Below are 20,646 nucleotides of genomic sequence, written 5' to 3'. Positions count from 1 at the left end.
TGACCACTCAGATTCGTCATCTGGAAAGCCAGTACTCGGTTGAATTGTTCTATCGCGGTGGTCGTCGGCTGACGGTCAGCGAGGATGGCGCACGGTTGCTACCGATGGTCAAAACGCTGTTGCAGCAGGAAGCCGATATCGAGTTTTTCCTGCGCAACAGTGGCCAGGTTCAAGGCGTGCTGCGCATCGCCGCCACTGCGCCGTATTACATTCTCGATCTGGTGAAGACCTTCCGCGAGCGCCTGCCGCAAGTGGAAGTCTCGGTGGAAATCGGCAACTCCCAACAGGTGCTCGAGTCCCTTGAGGAATACCGGGTCGACATCGCCGCATCATCGCAATTGCTCGAAGACTCGCGATTGATCCGCCGCGTGCTGGGCAGCGATCCACTGGTGTTGGCGGTGCACCGTAACCATCCGCTGGCGGTGCATGATCATGTGCCGCTGAGTGCCTTGGTCGGACACACCCTGTTGATGCGTGAAAGCGGCTCGACCACCCGGCGTCTGACTGAAGCGTTGCTGGCAACCGCTGGGGTGAGTTTCGGCCCGTTGCTGGAGATCGGCAGCCGGGAGTCGATTCGTGAAGCGGTGCTGCGCAACATCGGCATCAGCATCATCGCCCGTCAGGAAGTGCCCCATGACCCGCAATTGCGGGTGCTGACGATCGAAAATGCGCCGCAGATCCCTGAATATCTGTACTGCCTCAAAGAGCGCAAAGGCGCACGCCTGCCGGCGGCGTTTCTTGGACTCGCGCAGGAAATGGCGCCGGCTTAAGACATGCGTCGAATGTACGGGCCTCATCGCGAGCAGGCTCGCTCCCACAGGTGATCGCRTTCCMATGTGGGAGCGAGCCTGCTCGCGATGGGGTCAGTCCATGCAACACATGACTTGAACCCAAATCCCCGAATACCACTATCGGCCGATTTTGCCTCGCTGCCACAGGACGGACGCATTACCCACCTAGGATGGCCTTCATCTGCTTGATGAGGTCCGTCCATGAACCACCCGAACGCAACTGCCCAGGTCTTCCCCGGTGCGCCGATGAAGGTACGTGGTATCGAGAAACGCTTCGGCGCGTTCACTGCGCTGGATAACGTTTCGCTGGATGTCGCCGCGGGTGAACTGGTGTGCCTGCTCGGGCCCTCCGGCTGCGGCAAAACCACGTTGCTACGCTGCATCGCCGGCCTTGAACGCCAGGATCGTGGCGAGTTGTACCTCGGTGATCGGAACGTTTCCCTGCTGGCACCACAGGCTCGGGACTACGGCATTCTGTTCCAGTCCTACGCGCTGTTCCCCAACCTCACCGTCGAAGCCAACATTGCCTACGGCCTGGCCGGCAGCGGCCGCGAGGAAGTGCGCAAGCGCGTCGTGCAAATGCTCGAACTGGTGGGCCTGATCGGCAGTGAAAAGAAGTACCCCGGCCAATTGTCCGGCGGTCAGCAACAACGCGTGGCACTGGCCCGAGCCCTGGCGCCGGCACCGTCGCTGTTGTTGCTGGACGAACCGATGTCGGCCCTCGATGCCCGGGTCCGCGAGCACCTGTGCACCGAGTTGCGCCAATTGCAGCGCAGCCTCGGTATTACCACCTTGATGGTCACCCACAACCAGGACGAGGCCATGTTGATGGCCGACCGCATCGCCGTGATGAACAACGGCAAGGTCGAGCAGTACGCCACGCCGCAGGAAATCTACAATCGTCCGGCCACGCCATTTGTTGCCGAGTTCGTCGGGCAGGGCAACTGGCTGCCGTTCCAGCGCAGCAGCGACAGTCACGCGCAGGTCGGCGGGATGAATGTGCGCCTGGCCGACAACTCCGGCAAAGCCGCATCGGGCCGACTGTTCTGTCGCCCGGAAGCGATCAGCATCAACCCGCCGGTGCACGAGGAAAACCTGTTCCCGGCCAAGGTCCGCGAGATCACCTTTCTCGGCAATCGCTGCCGGATGAGCTTCGAGTTGAACCAACTGCCGGGCCATGCGCTGCTCGCCGAACTGGCGCCTGAAGCCATGCCACGCCTCGGCGCGCAGGACATCATGGTCGCCTTGCCGCCGCGCAGTTTGCAGGTGTTTGCCTGATGAGCACGCCGATCGCCCTGCCGATACCGCACAAGCAGGTTCGACAGAGTTCCCGTGCCGAAATCGGTGACTGGGTGTTCGTGGTGGGTGGCAAAGTCTTGCTGCTGTGCCTGCTCAGCGTCGCGGTGTTGATGCCGTTGCTGGCGATCTTCTGGCGCGGCTTCAGCAACGACGCCGGGCAGGGCGGTGGTCTGGTTGCTGCCGGCGAACTGCTGACCAGCGACAACTTCCACTGGTTGCTGGGCAACAGCCTGAAGGTTTCCCTCAGCGTGGCGGCCATTGTCGTACCGCTGGCCTACCTGTTTGCCTACGCGCTGCAACGCACACTGATTCCCGGCAAGGCGATCTGGCGCGGCATATCGTTGTTGCCATTGATGGCACCGTCGATGCTGCCCGGTATTGCGCTCGTGTACCTGTTCGGCAATCAGGGCCTGTTGCGCGGGCTGCTGTCGGACAACATCTACGGCTTCTGGGGCATTGTCCTCGGCGAAGTGATTTACACCTTTCCCCACGCCCTGATGATTCTGCTCTCGGCATTGTCACTAGCCGATGCGCGCTTGTTCGACGCCGCGTCGAGCATGGGCGCCAGCCCCGCCAAGGCGTTTCGCAGCATTACCTGRCCGGCGACCCGGCAAGCGGTGTTCGCCGCGTTCTGCCTGGTGTTCACCCTGACCATCACCGATTTTGGTGTGCCGGTGGTGGTCGGTGGCGATTATCAAGTGCTGGCGCTGGAGGCCTACAAAGCCGTGGTTGGCCAGCAGCAATTCGGTCGCGGTGCGTTGATCGGCATGGTGTTGCTGCTGCCAGCGCTGTTCAGCTTCGGCGTCGACGCGTGGTTGCGTCGTCGGCATGGCGACTCCATGAGCGGGCGGGCGCAAGTCYTTCAACCGGCGCCGTCGCGGCTGCGGGACGGTTGCTACCTGACCATCGTGTTGCTGATCTGCGCCGCGCTGGTGCTGGTGTTCGGCATGGCGGTGTACTCGTCGCTGGTGAAGTTCTGGCCGTACAACCTGTCGCTGTCGCTCAATCACTATCAGTTCGGCGACACTGCCGGTGGCGGCTGGCTGGCTTACGGCAACAGCGTGAAAATGGCCTTGTGCACGGCGTTGATCGGCAGCGGGTTGATTTTTACCGGTGCCTATCTGATGGAGAAAACCCGTGGCCAGCGCGGCCTGAACCTTATGCTGCGCATGCTCAGTTTCGTGCCGATGGCGGTGCCGGGTTTGGTGCTGGGCCTGGGCTACGTGTTCTTCTTCAACCTCACCGGCAACCCGCTGCACGTGTTCTACGGGACCATGACCCTGCTGGTGGTCTGCACCATTGCGCACTATCTGACCACCGCGCAAATGACCGCCACCACCGCATTGCGCCAGCTCGACGCCGAGTTCGAAGCCGCCGCGCTGTCGCTCAAGGCGCCGCTGTACCGCCACTACCTGCGCGTCACCGTGCCGATCTGCCTGCCGGCGCTGCTGGACATCGTGCGCTACCTGTTCGTCTCGGCGATGACCACGGTGTCGGCAGCGATTTTCCTCTACAGCCCCGACACCATCCTCGCAGCGGTGGCGGTGTTGAACATGGACGACGCCGGCAACGTCGGCGGCGCAGCGGCCATGTCGACCCTGATTCTGTTCACCTCGGCGGGCGTTTCCCTGCTCCTGGCCTGGGCCTCGCGCGGCTTGCTGCGCCGCTCCCAGGCCTGGCGGCAAAGCGCGCCCGGTTGCTGATTTCCAATCCCGCAAACCTGAACTCAACTGCCGGTAAACAAAAGGAAAAAGACATGTTCAAGCCTATGGCCCTGGCCGCTGCTGTCCTCACCGCTTTCAGCCTGAACGCCTTCGCGGCGAAAACCGAGTTGACGGTCTACACCGCCCTCGAAGCCGAACAACTGAAGACCTACAAAGAAGCATTTGAAAAGGCCAACCCGGACGTCGAGATCAAGTGGGTGCGCGATTCCACCGGGATCATCACCGCCAAACTGCTGGCCGAAAAAGCCCGACCGCAGGCTGACGCGGTCTGGGGTCTGGCAGCGTCCAGCCTGGCGATTCTCGATCAGCAAGGCATGCTGCAAAGCTACGCGCCGAAGGACCTCGGCAAGATCGGCAGCAACTACCGCGACGCTGCCAACCCGCCAGCCTGGGTCGGCATGGACGTGTGGGCTGCAACCATTTGCTTCAACACCGTCGAAGCCGAGAAACAGGGCCTGAGCAAGCCGGTGAGCTGGCAGGACCTGACCAAGCCTGAATACAAGGGCAAGATCGTCATGCCGAACCCGGCGTCGTCCGGCACCGGTTTCCTCGACGTCAGCGCCTGGCTGCAAACCTTCGGCGAGAAGCAGGGTTGGCAGTACATGGACGCACTGCACCAGAACATCGGCCAGTACGTTCACTCCGGCTCCAAGCCGTGCAAGCTCGCGGCTGCCGGCGAATTCCCGATTGGTATCTCGTTTGAATACCCGGCCGTGCAGTTGAAGCGCCAGGGCGCGCCGCTGGACATCGTCCTGCCGAAGGAAGGCCTGGGCTGGGAAATCGAAGCCACCGCCGTAATCAAAGGCACGCCACATGAAGACGCGGCGAAGAAACTTGCGGACTTCTCCGCAAGCCCCGCGGCGATGGAACTGTACAAAGAAAACTTCGCAGTCCTCGCCCAGCCTGGCATCGCCAAGCCGCAGACCGAACTGCCGGCCGACTACGAGCAACGYCTGATCAAGAACGACTTCGCCTGGGCCTCGAAAAACCGCGACGAAATCCTCAGCGAGTGGCGCAAGCGCTATGACGGCAAATCCGAGAAGGTGGTCGCCAAGTAAGATCTTCATCGGCTGATAGGGCCTCATCGCGAGCAGGCTCGCTCCCACAGGGGAACGCGGTCAACTGTGGGAGCGAGCCTGCTCGCGATAGCGGTCTCGAACCCAGGACATATCTCCATGACTCACCACAGCGACATATTGATCGTCGGCGCCGGCATCCTCGGCCTGTCCCACGCCTATGCGGCGGCCAGGCGCGGGCTCAAGGTCAAGGTCTTCGAGCGCAGCGCCACGCCTTTGGGCGCCTCGGTACGCAACTTTGGCCAGGCGCTGGTCACCGGCCAGCCGCCGGGGCAGATGCTCGAACTGGCCAGGGCCAGCCGCGAAATCTGGGGCCAATGGGCGCAGTTCGCGGGCTTGCAGCTCAAGCGCAACGGTTCGTATCTGTTTGCTCGCACCGAAGCTGAAGAGCAACTGCTGGAAGCCTTCTGCGCCGGCCGCGCGATCGAACACGGTTATCGCGTCGAGCTGTTGCGCGGCGCCGCATTGGGCGATGTGTACGGCGGCCAGTTCCGTCATCACCGCGCGGCATTGCATGGTCTGGATGACCAGCAACTGTATTCGCGCGAAGCGATTCCAGTGTTGATCGACTACCTGCGTCGCGACCTCGGCGTGGAGTTTCACTTTTCCACCCTGGTGCGCGACATTGAACCCGGTCGTGTGCACAGCACCGCCGGCAGCTTTACGGGGGAGCAGATCATCGTCTGCTCCGGCCACGATTATCAGACCCTGCTGGCCGAGCCTATCGCTGCGCTCAAGCCGCAGATCTGCCGTCTGCAAATGCTCCGCGCGCGGCCGCAAATCAACCTCAATTTGCAACATGCGCTGCTCACCGGATTGAGTTGCGTGCATTACGGCGCCTTCGCCGATTTGCCGGAAGCTGCGCCAGTGCAGGCGCAGATTCTGCGTGAGGCGCCGCACTTGCACGAACACGGTATTCACCTGTTGATCAGCCCGACGCCGCACGGCGAACTGATCATCGGTGATTCTCACCATTACGGCAGCGACCCTTCACCGTTCAATGCTGAACAGGTCGATAACTGGCTGATCGAACTGGCCGAACAAACCCTGGGCTGCAAGGTGCAGGTGGTCGAGCGGTGGCAGGGCGTCTATGGCGCTCGCGGAGCACAGCCGTTTTCGTTCCTGCAGGCCGCACCGGGCGTGCATGCCGCGTTGATGCACACGGGCGTCGGCATGAGCGTCGGGCCGGCGATGGCTGAGCGCAACATCAGGACCTTGCTGGGAGAACATTGATGGGCCGCAATGAACAAGTGATTGCTGAAGTATTCGGCTGGTACGAGCGCTTCGGTGATAGCGACTACATCGGTGAGCCAGTGTCGCAGATCGAGCACATGTCCCAGGCCGCTGARCTGGCCATGGCCGAAAGCTTCGACGATGAAGTGGTGCTGGCCGCGTTCTTTCATGACATCGGACATCTGTGCGCCGAGAACGCCGAAAACATGGGCGGCTTTGGTGTGGTCAGCCATGAATGCCTCGGCGCCGATTACTTGCGCCGGTTGGGTTTTGGCGAGCGTCTGGCACGGCTGGTGGAGTACCACGTTCAGGCCAAGCGTTATCTGACGTTCAAAGAACCGGGGTACTACGAACGCTTGAGCGAGGCCAGTCGGCGCACGCTGGCATATCAGGGCGGGGTAATGACGGCTGAAGAGGTGCAGGCGTTTGAGCGCGATCCGTTGTGTGCGATCAGCCTGCGGATGCGCCGGTGGGACGAGCAGGCGAAAGAGATGCGGGTGCCGGTGATTGATCTGGAGGTATTGAAGGCAAAGGCTTTGAGAGTGTTGGCGTTCTGACCCTTGTTTGGATTTTGCGGAGGGAATGGTGGAAGTCAGCAAATCGAGACGTTTCCTACGAGATATCAGGACGAGGCTGGCTAGTCGCTTCGCCAGGGGCTGTCTAGCTTTGCTGACCCTTTCGCGTCAGAGGAACAACCATGCGTTACTTAAAAATTACCGCTCAGGATCGCAGCGGCAATCATCGTGCAGACACGGTCCTCCTGCATTTTTTTGAAGCAGTGAAAAATGGCGAAGACAAACTGATTCACAAGGCGTACGCACTGGATATCACTGCAGATGGCAAGGTTGATTTTCAGGTTGGCGACGTCAATAACGACGGTAAAGAGAACACCAAGGATGAACGGTTGCTCAAGAAGTTCGCAGATGCCTTTTTGCAACTGAACTGGTTCAATCCAGGCGAAACCTCAACGCGCTACCTGAAGATTTTTGTCGAGGACTTTGCTCAGGACGGCTCCCCCGATACGGTCCGTTTGCACTTTCATGAGGGTGAGGGCGAGCCGACAGATAACTCCATCGTCTATACCGCGTCGGCTTATGACACCAACAATGACGGGAAGCTGGATTGGCTCGTGCATTTTGATGTCGACAATGATGGCGATATCGATGCGGTGGATCAGAAACAGGTCACGTTGCTGAGTAACGAGTATTTGAAGTTCAAATGGAAATGATCGGTCGACTGGCAGCGTTTTCAACGTCGCCTTGAAGCATCATTGATGCGGCTCCGGCTTTGTCCGAAGCCGCATTTTTTATACCCCATCGATGTTTTCCCGCAAACAGACGTCAACTGAGGAAAATCCTTACGGACCGCAACGGCCTGATGCCGTAGAGACGGTCTGCTCGGCTGGTTAGTGTTCCAGGCTCTTTACTGTGCAAGGAATGCTCGTGTTCTATTTAAAAGCAACCGCCCAGGACCGTGGCAGGAAGGGCGAGGCAGATACTGTTCATTTCCGGTTCTATGAAGATGAACGCCTGATAAGGGAGGCGATTGTTACTGCTACGGACTCTGGGCGTCACCCGCTGGCGAAATTTGCCAGGACCTATTTGAAGCTTGGGTGGTTCAATGCCGGGGATGGTTCGGAGCGGTACTTGCAGATATTTGCGCAAAACCTCGTCGGCAATGGAACACCGGAAACTGTGCGGCTGCATTTTCATGACGGAAYGCTGCGCTCGACCGGGAGCAYGATTGCGTACAAGGCATCAGCGCTTGACCAGGATAATGACGGGAGTTTCGAATTGATCCTGAGCTCGGATGTGGACAATGACGGTCGTGCTGACCGGAACGACCGACGTCGAGTGAAGGCGCTGGCCATTGAGTTTCTGAAAATCAACGCAGGCTGACGGCACTGCGGGGCAATGATCAGTTGCTACAGTTGCTGAGCCAACACCTCTACCTGCTCCTGCCGTTCCGCCTGGCTCAACCTTGCATGAGGATTGAGAGCGGACCATTGCGGATGGGCGCGCGCCTTGGTCAGTGCCTCCGGCAGTTTGCCTTCGCGCCAGCTCTTGTCCTGCGGTGTGGCGACCTGGATGCTGTCCATCGCCGCGTGTCCGCGCAGGTTCATGGCCTGCACCAGTTGCCGCTGACGCAATGCCAGCAAACGCAGCACGCTGTCGTCAACGGTCAGCTCACGCTGGCCTTTGATTTTACCCAGCAAGCGGCTGCCATAGCCGCGCGCCGTTTGCAGGGCGCCACCGGCAATCGCCCCGGCCAGCGCTGCGGCACCGAGGGTCAGGCCGCCTACCAGCAGATCCACGCCGGCACCGGCCGCCGCGCCTGCGGCGATCCCGCTGCCGACGCGTACGCCCAGTTGCTTGAGGGTTTCGGGGTTGAACAAGTCATCGCCCCAGCGGCCATCCAGCAGCGGCAAGTCGCTGGTGGCAGCGTCCTGTGGGCGGAAGGCGTACAACTTGAGCAGCGCTTCGACGCAGCGTTGTTCACGTTGACGAACGGCTTTGCGCAGTTCGCCGATGGCCTGCTGTTCCTGTGCGGCATCGCTGACCACGCTGCGCCGACAAGCGGCGCAATCGATCAGCAATTCGGCAATCAAGCGTGCCGCACTTTGCTGGCGCGCCGCGCGTTGGACCTGTTGGTCGACGATCAATCGCTCAAGCTGACCGCGTGCGCTTTCCATCAACAGCGCGAGGCTTTCATAAAGCCGGCGCTCGCCATCTTCGGGCGGCGCCACGCTGTCGAAACGCACCAGCGCATGCAGCCCCAAACGGGCCAGGGCGTCGCGCCAATCCGGCTCGCGGTGGTTGGCGCTGCTGACGAAATTCAGCACCGGCAGTAGCGGTTTGCCGCAACTGGCCAGCACTTSSAGTTCRTCGCGGTACTTGGCCARCACYGGYTCSCGRGCGTCGATCACATAGAGGCCGGCGTCGGASGCSAGCARTTGYCGCAACACCTTGGCTTCCTGYTCGAAACGTTGACGCGCCTCGCTGCCGTCGAGGAAACGCGCCAGCCGCGCCGGGCCGTCGAGGCGTTCGCCGGGACGTTCCAACCGTTCCAGGTAATCAAGCAGGGCGATAGCGTCTTCCAGCCCCGGCGTGTCATAGAGCTCGAGCAAGGCCTCGCCGTCCACCGACAGCCGGGCGCCCTCGACATGCCGGGTGGTGCTCGGGCGATGGGAGACTTCGCCGAAACCGACGTCGCGGGTCAGGGTGCGCAGCAACGAGGTTTTGCCGACGTTGGTGTGGCCGACCACAGCGAGCTTCAGCGGCTTCTTTGCAGAATCAGTCATGACCCGACTCCAGCCAGTTCATCGGAGCACAGTCAGCGAACGGCAACGCCAACTGTTGCAGCGCGGTGTGCCAGTCGCCGAGGCGTTCGGCGTCGAGTGCCTGACCAGGCGGCGCTTGCAGCAGCCAGATCCGGGTCGCGCTGGCGCTGCGAGCGAGTTCGGCGATCAGCGCCAGGCTGCCGCGATCCGGTGAGCGCCGAGGGTCGCAGGCAATGGCCAAGCGTTCCGGCGGGAAACGGGTCAGCTGTTCCAGCAACTTTTGTCGGGATTCGCGGCTGTCGAGGATGCCTGCGTTTTTGACGTTCTTCGGCAGTTGCGGCGGCCATGGGCGCTGGTCGTCGAGTTCGATGGCCACCAGCAACGCGCCGTCGCTGTCCAGCGCATTGGTACCGCCTTCGACCTGATGCAGGCGCTCGGGCGCGAGATCGTTGACGCCGAGGCGTTCGCTGCTCGGCATCAGTTGTTCGCGCAACGGCGCGTAGCCGGGCAGGTTCAGGTCCAGATGCAACGCCGCACGGCCGGTAGTCCAGCGCCACAGGCAGAATAGCGCGAGCAGCAGGCGTGGAAATACGCCGTACACCAGCAACACGCCCACCAGCCATGCGGCCCAGGCTTGCCGGGCGCTTTCGATGTTCAACGCGGTGTCGCCGCTGGCGCGGATCATTTCCACGGTCGGCACGCTGAAGCCGAGCAGTGCCGGTAGCGCACCAAGGGCCTGGGTCATGACCACGAACGTGTCGCCGCTGAGAATCGTGGTTTCCCAGACGAAACCGTAGCGCCGGGTGGCCATCAGCGTCAGCAGAATCGCCAGGGCGCTGAGCATTGCCAGCAGCCACAAGCCGTTGACCAGCATGCCGAGCGCCCAGCGATTGAGTTTCTGCCGCTGCAGCAACAGCAGCAGGGCCGGCGCCAGTTGCGCGGCTTTGGCGTCGCGGGCGAGTTTTTCGCTGAGCCACAACCACAAGCGCCCGAGGGTGGCGCTGTAATCGCCAGCGAAAATCAGGCCCGATGCCCAGCTCAGCAGCAGAATCAGGTTCAACCCCAGCAGACTGCCGAGGGCCCAGAACACGTTGACTGGTGTCTGGCCGTCGTTCAATGCGGCAAATGCCAGCCCGGCACCGCTGACGATCGCCAATACGGCCAGAATGATCAGCGCCAATCGTGCCCCTTGCAGCCAATGGCGCAGCGCGCCGGTCAAGCCATCGCGTTCGGCCAGCCACAGGGCGCGGGCCTCGATGCGGGTCGGCAGGTCGCCGCCCGCGCTGCGGGCCAGACGGTTGGCTTCCTGATCTTCCAGCGGGCCTGCGTGTTCCTCGCGCAGGCGGACGGTTTCGGTCAGCCAAAGTGTTTGCAGTGTGGTCAGTTCAGTCACGCGGCATCCCGTCGCTCAAATGAACGCTGAGCATAACCGCTGTTRCGCTGGTCGGGGTACGTTGCGAGATAGTGAGCCTCTGGTATCCTCGCCCGCATGAAAAAAACACTTCCTCTCAGTTTGATCGCTGCCCTCGGTGAAAATCGCGTGATTGGCGTCGACAACAGCATGCCCTGGCACTTGCCGGGGGATTTCAAATACTTCAAGGCCACCACACTGGGCAAGCCGATCATCATGGGTCGCAAGACCTGGGATTCGCTCGGTCGCCCGCTGCCCGGCCGGCTGAACATCGTGGTCAGCCGTCAGACCGACCTGCAACTTGAAGGCGCGGAAGTCTATCCGTCGCTGGAAGCCGCAGTGATTCGGGCGCAGGAATGGGCGCTGGCGCAGGGCGTCGATGAGCTGATGCTGATTGGCGGCGCGCAGCTGTATGCGCAAGGCCTGGCACAGGCCGATCGGCTGTACCTGACCCGCGTGGCGCTGAGCCCCGAGGGCGATGCGTGGTTTCCGGAGTTTGATTCGAACCAGTGGAAACTGGTGTCGAATGTTCCGAATCCGGCGGAGGGCGATAAGCCGGCGTACAGCTTCGAGGTTTGGGAAAAAGCTTAAAAGCATCGCGAGCAGGCTCGCTCCCACAAGGGTTGTTGGTGTTCACACACTATGTGTTTCACCTTGCCCACTGTGGGAGCGAGCCTGCTCGCGATAGCGGTCTGTCAGACGCAGCTTAAGCCTGCGCCAACTCCTCATGCTCATCCGCATCCAGCAGCGCTTTGTCAGTCTGCTGCATGATCTGGCTGGTAATCGCACCGGCAGTCATCGAACCACTGACGTTCAATGCCGTGCGGCCCATGTCGATCAGCGGTTCAACCGAGATCAGCAGCGCCACCAGTGACACCGGCAAGCCCATGGCCGGCAGTACGATCAGCGCAGCGAAGGTTGCGCCGCCACCGACACCGGCAACCCCTGCCGAACTCAAGGTCACAATCGCTACCAAGGTCGCGATCCACAGCGGGTCCAGCGGGTTGATGCCCACGGTCGGCGCCACCATGACCGCCAACATCGCAGGGTAAAGACCGGCACAGCCGTTCTGGCCGATGGTCGCGCCGAACGAGGCGGCGAAGCTGGCGATCGATTGTGGAATGCCCAGGCGGCGGGTTTGCGCTTCGATACTCAGCGGAATGCTCGCGGCGCTGGAGCGGCTGGTGAAGGCGAAGGTCAGCACCGGCCAGACCTTGCGGAAGAAGCGCAGCGGGTTGATCCCGGCCAGCGACACCAGCAGGCCGTGAACCACGAACATCAGGCCCAGGCCGATGTACGACACCACCACGAAACTGCCGAGCTTGATGATGTCTTGCAGGTTGGAACCGGCGACCACTTTGGTCATCAGCGCCAATACGCCGTACGGGGTCAGTTTCATCACCAGACGCACCAGACGCATTACCCAGGCTTGCAGGGTGTCGATGGCGTTGAGCACTTTCTGACCTTTTTCGACGTCATCCTTGAGCAGTTGCAGCGCCGCGACCCCAAGGAATGCAGCGAAGATCACCACGCTGATGATCGAGGTCGGCTTGGCTCGGGCCAGATCGGCAAACGGGTTCTGCGGGATGAACGACAACAGCAACTGCGGGACATTCAGGTCGGCAACCTTACCCGCGTAGTCGGTCTGGATGGTTTGCAGGCGAGCCATTTCCTGGGTGCCGGCGACCAGGCCTTCAGCCGTCAGGCCGAACAGGTTGGTCAGGCCAATGCCGATCAGCGCCGCAATGGCGGTGGTGAACAGCAGGGTGCCGATGGTCAGGAAGCTGATCTTGCCCAGCGAAGAGGCATTGTGCAGACGGGCGACGGCGCTGAGGATCGAGGCGAATACCAGCGGGATCACGATCATTTGCAGCAACTGCACATAACCGTTGCCGACCAGATCGAACCAGCCGATCGAGGCCTTCAGCACCGGGCTACCGGCGCCGTAAACAGTGTGCAGCGCAACACCGAACACCACGCCCAACACCAGAGCGACCAGGACTTTTTTCGCCAGGCTCCAGGTGGTGTGACGGGTTTGTGCCAGGCCAAACAGCAAGGCGAGGAACACCAGCAGATTGAGGATCAGCGGCAGATTCATTGAGACTCCAAAAAGACTTGTGCCAATCGCGTTCCAGGGCGATTGCGAACCGGCAAGCCTAACAGCTTGATATCTAAAGAATTAATATCAAAAACGCATGGCGACCGTCGTTTTTGGAATAAGGCCGTGACGCTGTCGCGAATGCCAGTGACGGGTTCTGAACGCAAACGGTCGTGCGCAGACGAGGACTGTCACACTGATTTGTTAGCGTCGATGGCTTTCATTCAGGGAGAGATGCACATGAAGTTCGTACCGAAACTGTTAGCCGTCGCACTGTGCCTGGGTCTTGCCGGTCAGGCGTTTGCCACCGAACTCAAGCACTGGCCCGAGGCCCAGGCCAAGCAGCTGGACGCGATGATCGCGGCCAACGCCAACAAGGGTAACTTTGCGGTGTTCGACATGGACAACACCAGTTACCGCTACGACCTTGAAGAGTCGTTGTTGCCGTTCATGGAGAACAAGGGCCTGATCACCCGCGAGACCCTTGATCCTTCCCTGAAGCTGATGCCGTTCAAGGACACCGCCGACCACAAGGAAAGCCTGTTCAGTTACTACTATCGCCTCTGTGAAGTCGACGACATGGTCTGCTACCCATGGGTCGCTCAGGTGTTCTCGGGGTTCACCCTCAAGGAACTCAAAGGCTACGTCGATGAGATGATGGCCTCCGGTAAACCGGTGCCGAGCACCTATTACGACGGCGATGTGGTGAAGAACATCGACGTCCAGCCGCCGAAGGTCTACACCGGCCAGGCCGAGCTGTACAACAAGCTGATGGAGAACGGCATTGAGGTCTACGTGATGACCGCAGCTTCCGAAGAGCTGGTGCGCATGGTCGCGGCTGATCCGAAGTACGGTTACAACGTCAAACCGCAAAACGTGATCGGCGTGAGTACGCTGCTCAAGGACCGCAAGACCGGCGAGCTGACCACCGCACGCAAGCAGATCAGCGCCGGCAAGTATGACGAGAAGGCCAACCTGGGCCTGGAGTTGACTCCGTATTTGTGGACGCCAGCGACGTGGATGGCCGGCAAGCAAGCGGCGATCCTGACCTWCATCGACGAGTGGAAAAAACCGGTGCTGGTGGGCGGCGACACCCCGTCCAGTGACGGCTACATGCTGTTCCACAGCGTCGACGTGGCCAAGGGCGGCGTGCACTTGTGGGTCAATCGCAAGGACAAATACATGACCCAACTCAACGGCATGATGGCCAAACACGCTGCCGCCCAGGCCAAAGAAGGTCTGGCCGTGACAGCGGACAAGAACTGGGTGATCGTCAAGCCGGAAGATATTCAGTAACCGGGGCGTGGCTAAACACACACTCACAAGCGCCATAGATCCAATGTGAGAAGGGCCGGGCGACGTTCGCTTGCTCGCGAAAGCGGTCTGTCATTCAACATCATTAGTGAATGTGACGGCCTCTTCGCGAGCAAGCCCGCTCCCACAGTTGACCGAGTTGATCACATAAAAATGCCCCGCACTTGGCGGGGCATTTTTGTGTTCAACGGTTAAGCATTACAGCCCGTCGAGCATCGCTTTGTTACGCACAGCGCCCTTGTCGGCACTGGTGGCCAGCAAGGCATAGGCTTTCAGTGCGGTGGTCACTTTACGTGGGCGCACTTCAACCGGTTTCCAGCCTTTCTTGTCTTGCTCGACGCGGCGCGCAGCCAACTCTTCGTCGCTGACCAACAGGTTGATCGAGCGGTTCGGAATGTCGATCAGCACCTTGTCGCCGTCCCGTACCAGACCGATTGCACCGCCGGCAGCGGCTTCTGGCGAAGCGTGGCCGATGGACAGGCCCGAGGTGCCGCCGGAGAAGCGGCCGTCGGTGAGCAAGGCGCAGGCTTTGCCCAGGCCCTTGGATTTCAGGTAGGACGTCGGGTAGAGCATTTCCTGCATGCCCGGGCCGCCTTTCGGACCTTCGTAGCGAATGATGACGATATCGCCTTCTTTCACTTCATCGGCAAGGATGCCGCGCACGGCGCTGTCCTGGCTTTCGAAGATCTTCGCGTTACCTTCGAAGACGTGGATCGACTCATCGACGCCAGCGGTTTTCACCACGCAGCCGTCGAGGGCGATGTTGCCGTACAGCACGGCCAGGCCGCCTTCTTTTGAGTAGGCGTGCTCGACACTGCGGATGCAGCCGTTTTCACGGTCGTCGTCGAGGGTTTCCCAACGGGTCGACTGGCTGAACGCGGTTTGGGTCGGGATGCCTGCCGGACCGGCCTTGAAGAAGTGGTGCACCGCTTCGTCATTGGTCTGGGTGATGTCCCACTTGGCGATACCTTCCGCCATGGTCTTGCTGTGCACGGTCGGCAGGTCGGTGTGCAGCAAGCCGCCACGGGCCAGGGAGCCGAGGATGCTGAAGATCCCGCCGGCGCGGTGCACGTCTTCCATGTGGTACTTCTGGATGTTCGGCGCGACTTTGCACAGTTGCGGAACGTGGCGCGAAAGACGGTCGATGTCGCGCAAGTCGAAATCGATCTCGGCTTCCTGGGCAGCGGCCAGCAAGTGCAGGATGGTGTTGGTCGAGCCGCCCATGGCGATGTCCAGCGTCATGGCGTTTTCGAACGCCTTGAAGTTGGCGATGTTGCGCGGCAACACCGACTCGTCGTTCTCGCCGTAGTAGCGTTTGCACAGTTCGACGATGGTACGGCCGGCTTGCAGGAACAGCTGTTCACGGTCGCTGTGGGTGGCCAGTGTCGAACCGTTGCCCGGCAATGCCAGACCGAGGGCTTCGGTCAGGCAGTTCATCGAGTTGGCGGTGAACATGCCGGAGCACGAACCGCAGGTCGGGCAGGCGCTGCGCTCGTACTCGGCGACTTTCTCGTTGCCAGGGGTGATCTTGTCGCAGTTGGAGATGCACACAATAGCGTCGGCGCAGTGGGCGTTGACCATGTACTCGACGGAGTCGGCGATGATCTCGCGGCTCGGCAGCGAATACAGCATGCCGTCATGGCCCATGGCGATGCCGTCATCGACCGCGATGGTGTTGAATTCCTTGGCGACGCCGCCAGCACGTTCGATCTCGCGGGCGACCAGTTGGCCGAGGTCCTTGAGGTGGACGTGGCCCGGTACGAATTGGGTGAACGAGTTGGCAATGGCGATGATCGGCTTTTTGAAGTCGTCATCTTTCATCCCCGTGGCGCGCCACAGTGCGCGGGCGCCGGCCATGTTGCGGCCATGGGTGGATGTTTTCGAACGGTAATCAGGCATGGAGCACTCCGGGCGGCTAAGCAGGTATCAAAAGGGGAGTGAGCTTCTATTGACCTCGGGAACACTCAGAAATGGCCGTGTGTCCGAAAGTTGCCGATGACTTTGCGGGATCGCCGCGCGCCTCAGCCTGAGCTCATAAACCCGCCGGGGGATGACTGGCGATGAATCGTTCGATTCTACACCGCTGGCGTCAGGAAGGAATGGCGGGAAACGTTGAAGCAGGGCTTGTGAAGCGTGATGAGTGACGACTGGCGGGCTGTCAGTCGGGAATTAGCCCGGGCTGGCGTCTTTCGGTCAGGGCGTTCAAGGTCAGTCCGGCAATACTCAACACTATGAAACACAGCGACAAGGACGTTTGCAGGTTGCTGGTGGTCAGGTTGATCACCACGCTGATCAAGCCACCGACAATGAAGATCAGCATGCTTCCGGCCGACGCCGAAGTACCGGCGTTGTCGGTAAAAATGTTCATGGCTCTGGACGTGGCAGCGGGGCGGGCGATGGTGGTCCCGGCGGTGCAGATGATCATCGGGACCAGTACAGCCAAGGTCGACAGACCCCATTGATTCGACAAATAGAGCATCACCAGACCTGACAACAGGATCAGACAAAGCCCGGTGATGATCTGGATGTTGGGATTGATTCGTCTGCCTGCCAGTGCCGCAAGAATGCCGCCGATAACGTATGCCGCACCATAAGCCAGCAAGGTCAGCGCGAACTCGTAGGCTGACATTTGCAACTGCTCCATGAAGATCAGTGGCGAGATGACGATAAAGGAAAAGTGACAGGCGAATGCAAAGGCTGAAATGAGCCACCAGGCGATAAAGTCGAAGTTACTACAGACCCGGCGGTAGGCCTGGAAGATATTCGCTTGTGGCCCCAGGCTCTTGCTGGGCAAGCTTTCCAGAAAGAAGCATGCCTTCAAGAATACGGCTGCGGCCAAGGCGGTAAACACCAGAAAACTGCCTGGCCAATCCATCAGCTCTTGCAGAAAGGTTCCGGCCAGCGGCGAGACGGAAATGAAAATGCCGGTAGCGGTGACCATCAGTATCCGCAAGCGGTCACGTTCCTGGCCTTCGAACAGGTCTTGCACCAGCGCCTGGGACAGCACGAAACAGCCACAACCCAGAGCCTGGACGACGCGGAACAACAGAAAGTAGACGTACTCGGTGGACAGCACACAGCCGACGGCACCGAGCATTGAAACAGCCATGCCTGACAGCAGCAGACCCTTGCGGCCAATGATGTCCGAAAGTGGCCCGATCAGCAGTTGGGAGAAAGCAATGCCGATGGCGAACAGGCTGATGGACAGCGCGATGTCTGCTGGCACTGTCCGAAAATGTTCCGATAGCGCAGGAAACGATGGCAATAGAACGTCGATCGGAAATACTCCGAGCAGGGTCATCGCCATCAACAGGCCGATGGCCCCTCTGCGTTTTTTTTCCCCCATTGCCGCCGTCACTTCAGGCATCGATCAGCCCCGCCCTGATGAAGAGTTGCTGGTTATAGGGCAGAGCAAAGAAACCGGATTTTTTCATCGCCCGTAGCGTGACTGATGCTCCAGAGCGGGCGCGCTGAATACCCGCTTGTTCACCAGAAACATCGCTGAGAATGTCGACTATGGACGCCGTGGGCAGACCGACGCTGCGTAGGCCTTCACTCAGCCATTGTTCATCGACCTCAAAAAAAGCCCCGATGACCTCCAGTAGAAATTTCCCTGCAAACGTTTGTTGGCCGCTGTCCATCGTCAGCCACAGGTAGTTGAATACTTCGCAGAAATATCGGCTGTGCCGGGCCTCGTCTACCAAGTGGTCAGTGAGCATTTCGTGGACAGTGGAAACCAGGCTGTCGCGGGTAATGTCGAGCAACTCTTTGGCGATGATCGTTTCCGAGACAAACCCGATCAGGAACCATGCAAGGGTCTTGTATTTATTGCGGGCTTTGTCGACCAAGGCTTTTAAACGGTGTATTCGTCGCGGCATCGTGCGGCGATTTTTGATCCTGTAGAGGTCTGCGACCTGCTCGGCCACCAGGTTGGAAAACAACGCGTGATAACCCTCGTCGGTATAGAGCTGAAGGGCTGCGGTTTTCATCCGCACGGGGATTACGGCGTTGAGTTCGCCATGCACGATGGTCTCGACCGCACGATTGACGACCCGATGTTCGAGCGCGGTGGTGTAGTCGAGGAAGTACACCAGATGGTTCGCGGCCAGCCGATGGCGGATTGCTTGTCCGGCTTCCTCAAGCAACGGGTGTTTCAGATAAGGCAGGAAGGCCGGGGGGAACCAGTCTCTGGTTTCCAGTTCGCGCTCAAGTTCAGGAGGCAGCAGGTAAGCGTTCTGGCTGCTGCGCACCGATGCGTTGTTGTTCCAGTCACCCAGGGTAAACCTGCGGATCGGCGAGACTGGCAGGGAGTCTGGTTCATTGATCGCAATGGGCATCATCGGTTTCCTGGCAGTTGATCAGGGCTTTCAGTTCCACGCACAGCGCTTGTCCGTCGCCGTGTCCGCAGCCGACAAAAAACAAAGGTTGTTCGGCGCTGTCTTGCAGCCCCAGCAGTGCTTCGACCCGATCGTCTGTGAGGGCCCCGGTCAACCAGGTGTTCAGCCCCAGGGAGGTGGCGATCAACTGAAAGGTTTGCGAGATGTGGCCGGCTTCGACATAGGCCATTCGGTAGGCTCGCGAGTGTTCATATTTCCACCACAGCGCGTCGAAGCGCGACGTGATGAACAATCCAAATGGCAAGTTGTTGATGAAGTGCTGGCCGCACAGCAGTTGACCGAGCGGCTCTTCAGGCAAGGGCTTCACCAGGCTCAGTGCATGCCGATCGCTGTGGTAGCAGTAGAGTCCAGGCTTCAACTGACTGACATTACGGACATAGACGAACCCTTCACAGGCATTCAGCCCTCCACCGGAAGGGCTGCTGCGTCTGGCTCCGAGGCCTTCAGGAATGGCGTCGTCGCTATCGTTTTCACGTTCTTTCAGATAACCGAGGGACAGGTACAGCAGCGTGCTGACGTCGCTCAGCGAGACAGCATCTTCATTGAAGGCGCGACAGGTTTTCCTGCTGAACAATGACTTGACCAGAGAGCTGGCCGGTGAGCTGGAAGGGGGCGGCAGGACAATCAGGTCGTCTGTCGGGTATTGCGCGCGCATCTCCGTTGGCGATGGCGTGGCCAGTACTTCGTTGCAATGGTCCAGATACTGTTTTGACCATTCATGAATGTCGTAGGGCGTCTGTTCACAGGGAATGTTTTTTGTTCCGGTGTGGAAGATTTTTGAAAGTTCATCCCATCCCCATTTCATGGTGTCCACTTTTGCAGTTGTCAGTAGGTGGGTATTAAGAAGATCGCTATCGATTAAGTTGTTGCTGCAGAATTGCCCGGGGTCTTCAATAAGTTGTATGAGGCGAGTCGAATATTCCAGGTTTAACTCGAATTGAGTGTGGTTCTTGTAATTCCAGATTATTAAATGGGGAGGGCGTGCGAGCATGAATAAATATGGGTTTATATGCATGGTGGCTGGAATACTCTGAAGGTGGTCAGAGAGGGCGCTGGGGTGCCGGCACTCCCCAGCGTCTCAATCACTTAACGGGCTTTTGGGGCAACCAGAAAAGCCAGGTTAGCGATTTTTGCAGCTTCCATATTAATAGCTTTCATTTTTGTAACTCCCTGTAGTTATGCAGCTCGTAATGGGTGCCACCTGCTTGGTGACATTTAGAGAATAGGTTGTATTGAACTTTCAGCAAGGGAGAATTTGGTAGGAGTGTTCCAGTAATTTTGTGGGAGTGATCCCACAGGTTAGAGCTGATTGTAAGTTCTATTCACTGGGTTGGCAGGTGCGCGGAAACGTCCTGCAAATTGATAGGGCGATAAGAGTAAGAAAGTTATGTTTTGAATAGGGTGAAAGTTCGTCAGGGGGGAGCCATGACGGGGAGCCGGTGGGCTCCCCGCCAAGCCAGCGAACTCAGCTGTTAGGCAGCAGGCGGCAGGTGATGCTCTTGATGTAGCGGGTTTCAGCGATGGCCGGGTGCACCGGGTGATCCGGCCCCTGACCGCCACGTTCCAGCAGCTGGATGTTGCGGTCCAGGTGACGGGCGCTGGTCAGCAGGATGTTCTGCAGATCGTCTTCCGGCAGGTGCATCGAGCACGAAGCGCTGACCAGGATGCCGTCCTTGTTGAGCAGACGCATGGCTTGCTCGTTCAGGCGACGGTAGGCGCCTTCGCCATTCTTCATGTCTTTCTTGCGTTTGATGAAGGCTGGCGGGTCGGCCACGATGACGTCGAATCGTTCTTCGTTGGCTTTCAGCTCTTTCAGGGCTTCGAACACGTCGCCTTCAATGCAGGTCATTTTGTCGGCGAAACCGTTCAGTGCGGCGTTACGCTCGACACCATCGAGGGCAAAGGTCGACGCGTCGACGCAGAACACTTCACTGGCACCGAAAGCGGCAGCTTGCACGCCCCAGCCGCCGATGTAGCTGTACAGGTCCAGCACACGTTTACCTTTGGCATAGGGTGCCAGGCG

The 20,646-nt window shown here is 59.7% G+C and carries 18 protein-coding genes; 10 read left to right on the top strand and 8 right to left on the bottom strand.

Translation table 11 applies throughout. The annotated features are described in order from the left end of the window. The 8 genes from AC1DH9_RS05485 to AC1DH9_RS05450 form a co-directional block, all read left to right on the top strand. Positions 1-770: LysR substrate-binding domain-containing protein (locus tag AC1DH9_RS05485; protein ID WP_477807900.1), on the top strand; the 770-nt coding region annotated here is incomplete at its 5' end. 222 nt (positions 771-992) lie between these two features. Next, complete coding sequence (locus AC1DH9_RS05480) at positions 993-2,069, top strand: putative 2-aminoethylphosphonate ABC transporter ATP-binding protein (protein WP_442114408.1); 1,077 nt, start codon at positions 993-995, stop codon at positions 2,067-2,069. Next, positions 2,069-3,793, top strand: coding sequence for a putative 2-aminoethylphosphonate ABC transporter permease subunit (locus AC1DH9_RS05475; RefSeq protein WP_477807899.1), 1,725 nt, complete (start codon positions 2,069-2,071; stop codon positions 3,791-3,793). The genes AC1DH9_RS05480 and AC1DH9_RS05475 overlap by 1 nt, the downstream gene beginning before the upstream one ends. A gap of 53 nt (positions 3,794-3,846) precedes the next feature. Continuing rightward, positions 3,847-4,872, top strand: coding sequence for a putative 2-aminoethylphosphonate ABC transporter substrate-binding protein (locus AC1DH9_RS05470; protein WP_427546217.1), 1,026 nt, complete (start codon positions 3,847-3,849; stop codon positions 4,870-4,872). Between the two features lie 117 nt (positions 4,873-4,989). Next, positions 4,990-6,123, top strand: coding sequence for a TIGR03364 family FAD-dependent oxidoreductase (locus tag AC1DH9_RS05465; RefSeq protein ID WP_427546219.1), 1,134 nt, complete (start codon positions 4,990-4,992; stop codon positions 6,121-6,123). Further along, a complete protein-coding gene (locus AC1DH9_RS05460) occupies positions 6,123-6,680 on the top strand; it encodes a phosphonate degradation HD-domain oxygenase (RefSeq protein WP_427546221.1) in 558 nt (185 codons plus the stop codon). Before AC1DH9_RS05465 ends, AC1DH9_RS05460 begins: the two co-directional genes overlap by 1 nt. 140 nt (positions 6,681-6,820) lie before the next feature. After that, entirely contained in the window at positions 6,821-7,351 is a 531-nt protein-coding gene (locus AC1DH9_RS05455) for a hypothetical protein (RefSeq protein ID WP_427533937.1), read from the top strand. A 214-nt stretch (positions 7,352-7,565) separates the two neighbouring features. Continuing rightward, the gene (locus tag AC1DH9_RS05450; RefSeq protein ID WP_477807898.1) at positions 7,566-8,021 is read left to right on the top strand and encodes a hypothetical protein; all 456 of its coding nucleotides are present in this window, start codon (positions 7,566-7,568) and stop codon (positions 8,019-8,021) included. A 26-nt stretch (positions 8,022-8,047) separates the two neighbouring features. Here the strand turns inward: AC1DH9_RS05450 and AC1DH9_RS05445 are convergent, their stop codons facing one another. Next, positions 8,048-9,424, bottom strand: a complete 1,377-nt coding sequence (locus AC1DH9_RS05445; RefSeq protein ID WP_477807897.1) for a GTPase/DUF3482 domain-containing protein — start codon at positions 9,422-9,424, stop codon at positions 8,048-8,050. Then, positions 9,417-10,796 (bottom strand): DUF2868 domain-containing protein, encoded by a 1,380-nt coding sequence (locus tag AC1DH9_RS05440; RefSeq protein ID WP_427546227.1) that lies wholly within the window; start codon positions 10,794-10,796, stop codon positions 9,417-9,419. The genes AC1DH9_RS05445 and AC1DH9_RS05440 overlap by 8 nt, the downstream gene beginning before the upstream one ends. Before the next feature lie 96 nt (positions 10,797-10,892). Here AC1DH9_RS05440 and AC1DH9_RS05435 point away from each other — a divergent pair, with 96 nt between their 5' ends. Beyond that, entirely contained in the window at positions 10,893-11,405 is a 513-nt protein-coding gene (locus tag AC1DH9_RS05435; protein WP_427546229.1) for a dihydrofolate reductase, read from the top strand. 115 nt (positions 11,406-11,520) lie between these two features. On the opposite strand, the gene AC1DH9_RS05430 is transcribed toward AC1DH9_RS05435, so the two are convergent. After that, positions 11,521-12,912, bottom strand: coding sequence for an L-cystine transporter (locus AC1DH9_RS05430; RefSeq protein ID WP_427546231.1), 1,392 nt, complete (start codon positions 12,910-12,912; stop codon positions 11,521-11,523). 240 nt (positions 12,913-13,152) lie between these two features. Here AC1DH9_RS05430 and AC1DH9_RS05425 point away from each other — a divergent pair, with 240 nt between their 5' ends. Continuing rightward, positions 13,153-14,208: an HAD family hydrolase gene (locus tag AC1DH9_RS05425; protein ID WP_477807896.1), complete on the top strand. Its 1,056-nt coding sequence runs from the start codon at positions 13,153-13,155 to the stop codon at positions 14,206-14,208. A gap of 216 nt (positions 14,209-14,424) precedes the next feature. On the opposite strand, the gene ilvD is transcribed toward AC1DH9_RS05425, so the two are convergent. The 5 genes from ilvD to AC1DH9_RS05400 form a co-directional block, all read right to left on the bottom strand. After that, positions 14,425-16,125, bottom strand: coding sequence for a dihydroxy-acid dehydratase (gene ilvD / locus AC1DH9_RS05420; protein ID WP_477807895.1), 1,701 nt, complete (start codon positions 16,123-16,125; stop codon positions 14,425-14,427). Between the two features lie 259 nt (positions 16,126-16,384). After that, positions 16,385-17,593 carry an MFS transporter gene (locus tag AC1DH9_RS05415; protein ID WP_427546237.1) on the bottom strand — a complete coding sequence of 403 codons (1,209 nt, stop codon included), beginning with the start codon at positions 17,591-17,593 and terminating at the stop codon, positions 16,385-16,387. After that, positions 17,586-18,563, bottom strand: coding sequence for a diiron oxygenase (locus tag AC1DH9_RS05410; RefSeq protein WP_427531869.1), 978 nt, complete (start codon positions 18,561-18,563; stop codon positions 17,586-17,588). The genes AC1DH9_RS05415 and AC1DH9_RS05410 overlap by 8 nt, the downstream gene beginning before the upstream one ends. After that, the gene (locus tag AC1DH9_RS05405; protein ID WP_427546238.1) at positions 18,544-19,638 is read right to left on the bottom strand and encodes a SagB family peptide dehydrogenase; all 1,095 of its coding nucleotides are present in this window, start codon (positions 19,636-19,638) and stop codon (positions 18,544-18,546) included. Before AC1DH9_RS05405 ends, AC1DH9_RS05410 begins: the two co-directional genes overlap by 20 nt. Before the next feature lie 450 nt (positions 19,639-20,088). Beyond that, on the bottom strand, positions 20,089-20,646 hold a 558-nt coding region (locus AC1DH9_RS05400; protein ID WP_477807894.1), incomplete at its 5' end, for a class I SAM-dependent rRNA methyltransferase.

This window comes from Pseudomonas sp. 05T35 (assembly GCF_056396605.1).
Note: the sequence above shows the minus strand (reverse complement) of the source record. Positions and strands in the feature narration are given on the sequence as shown.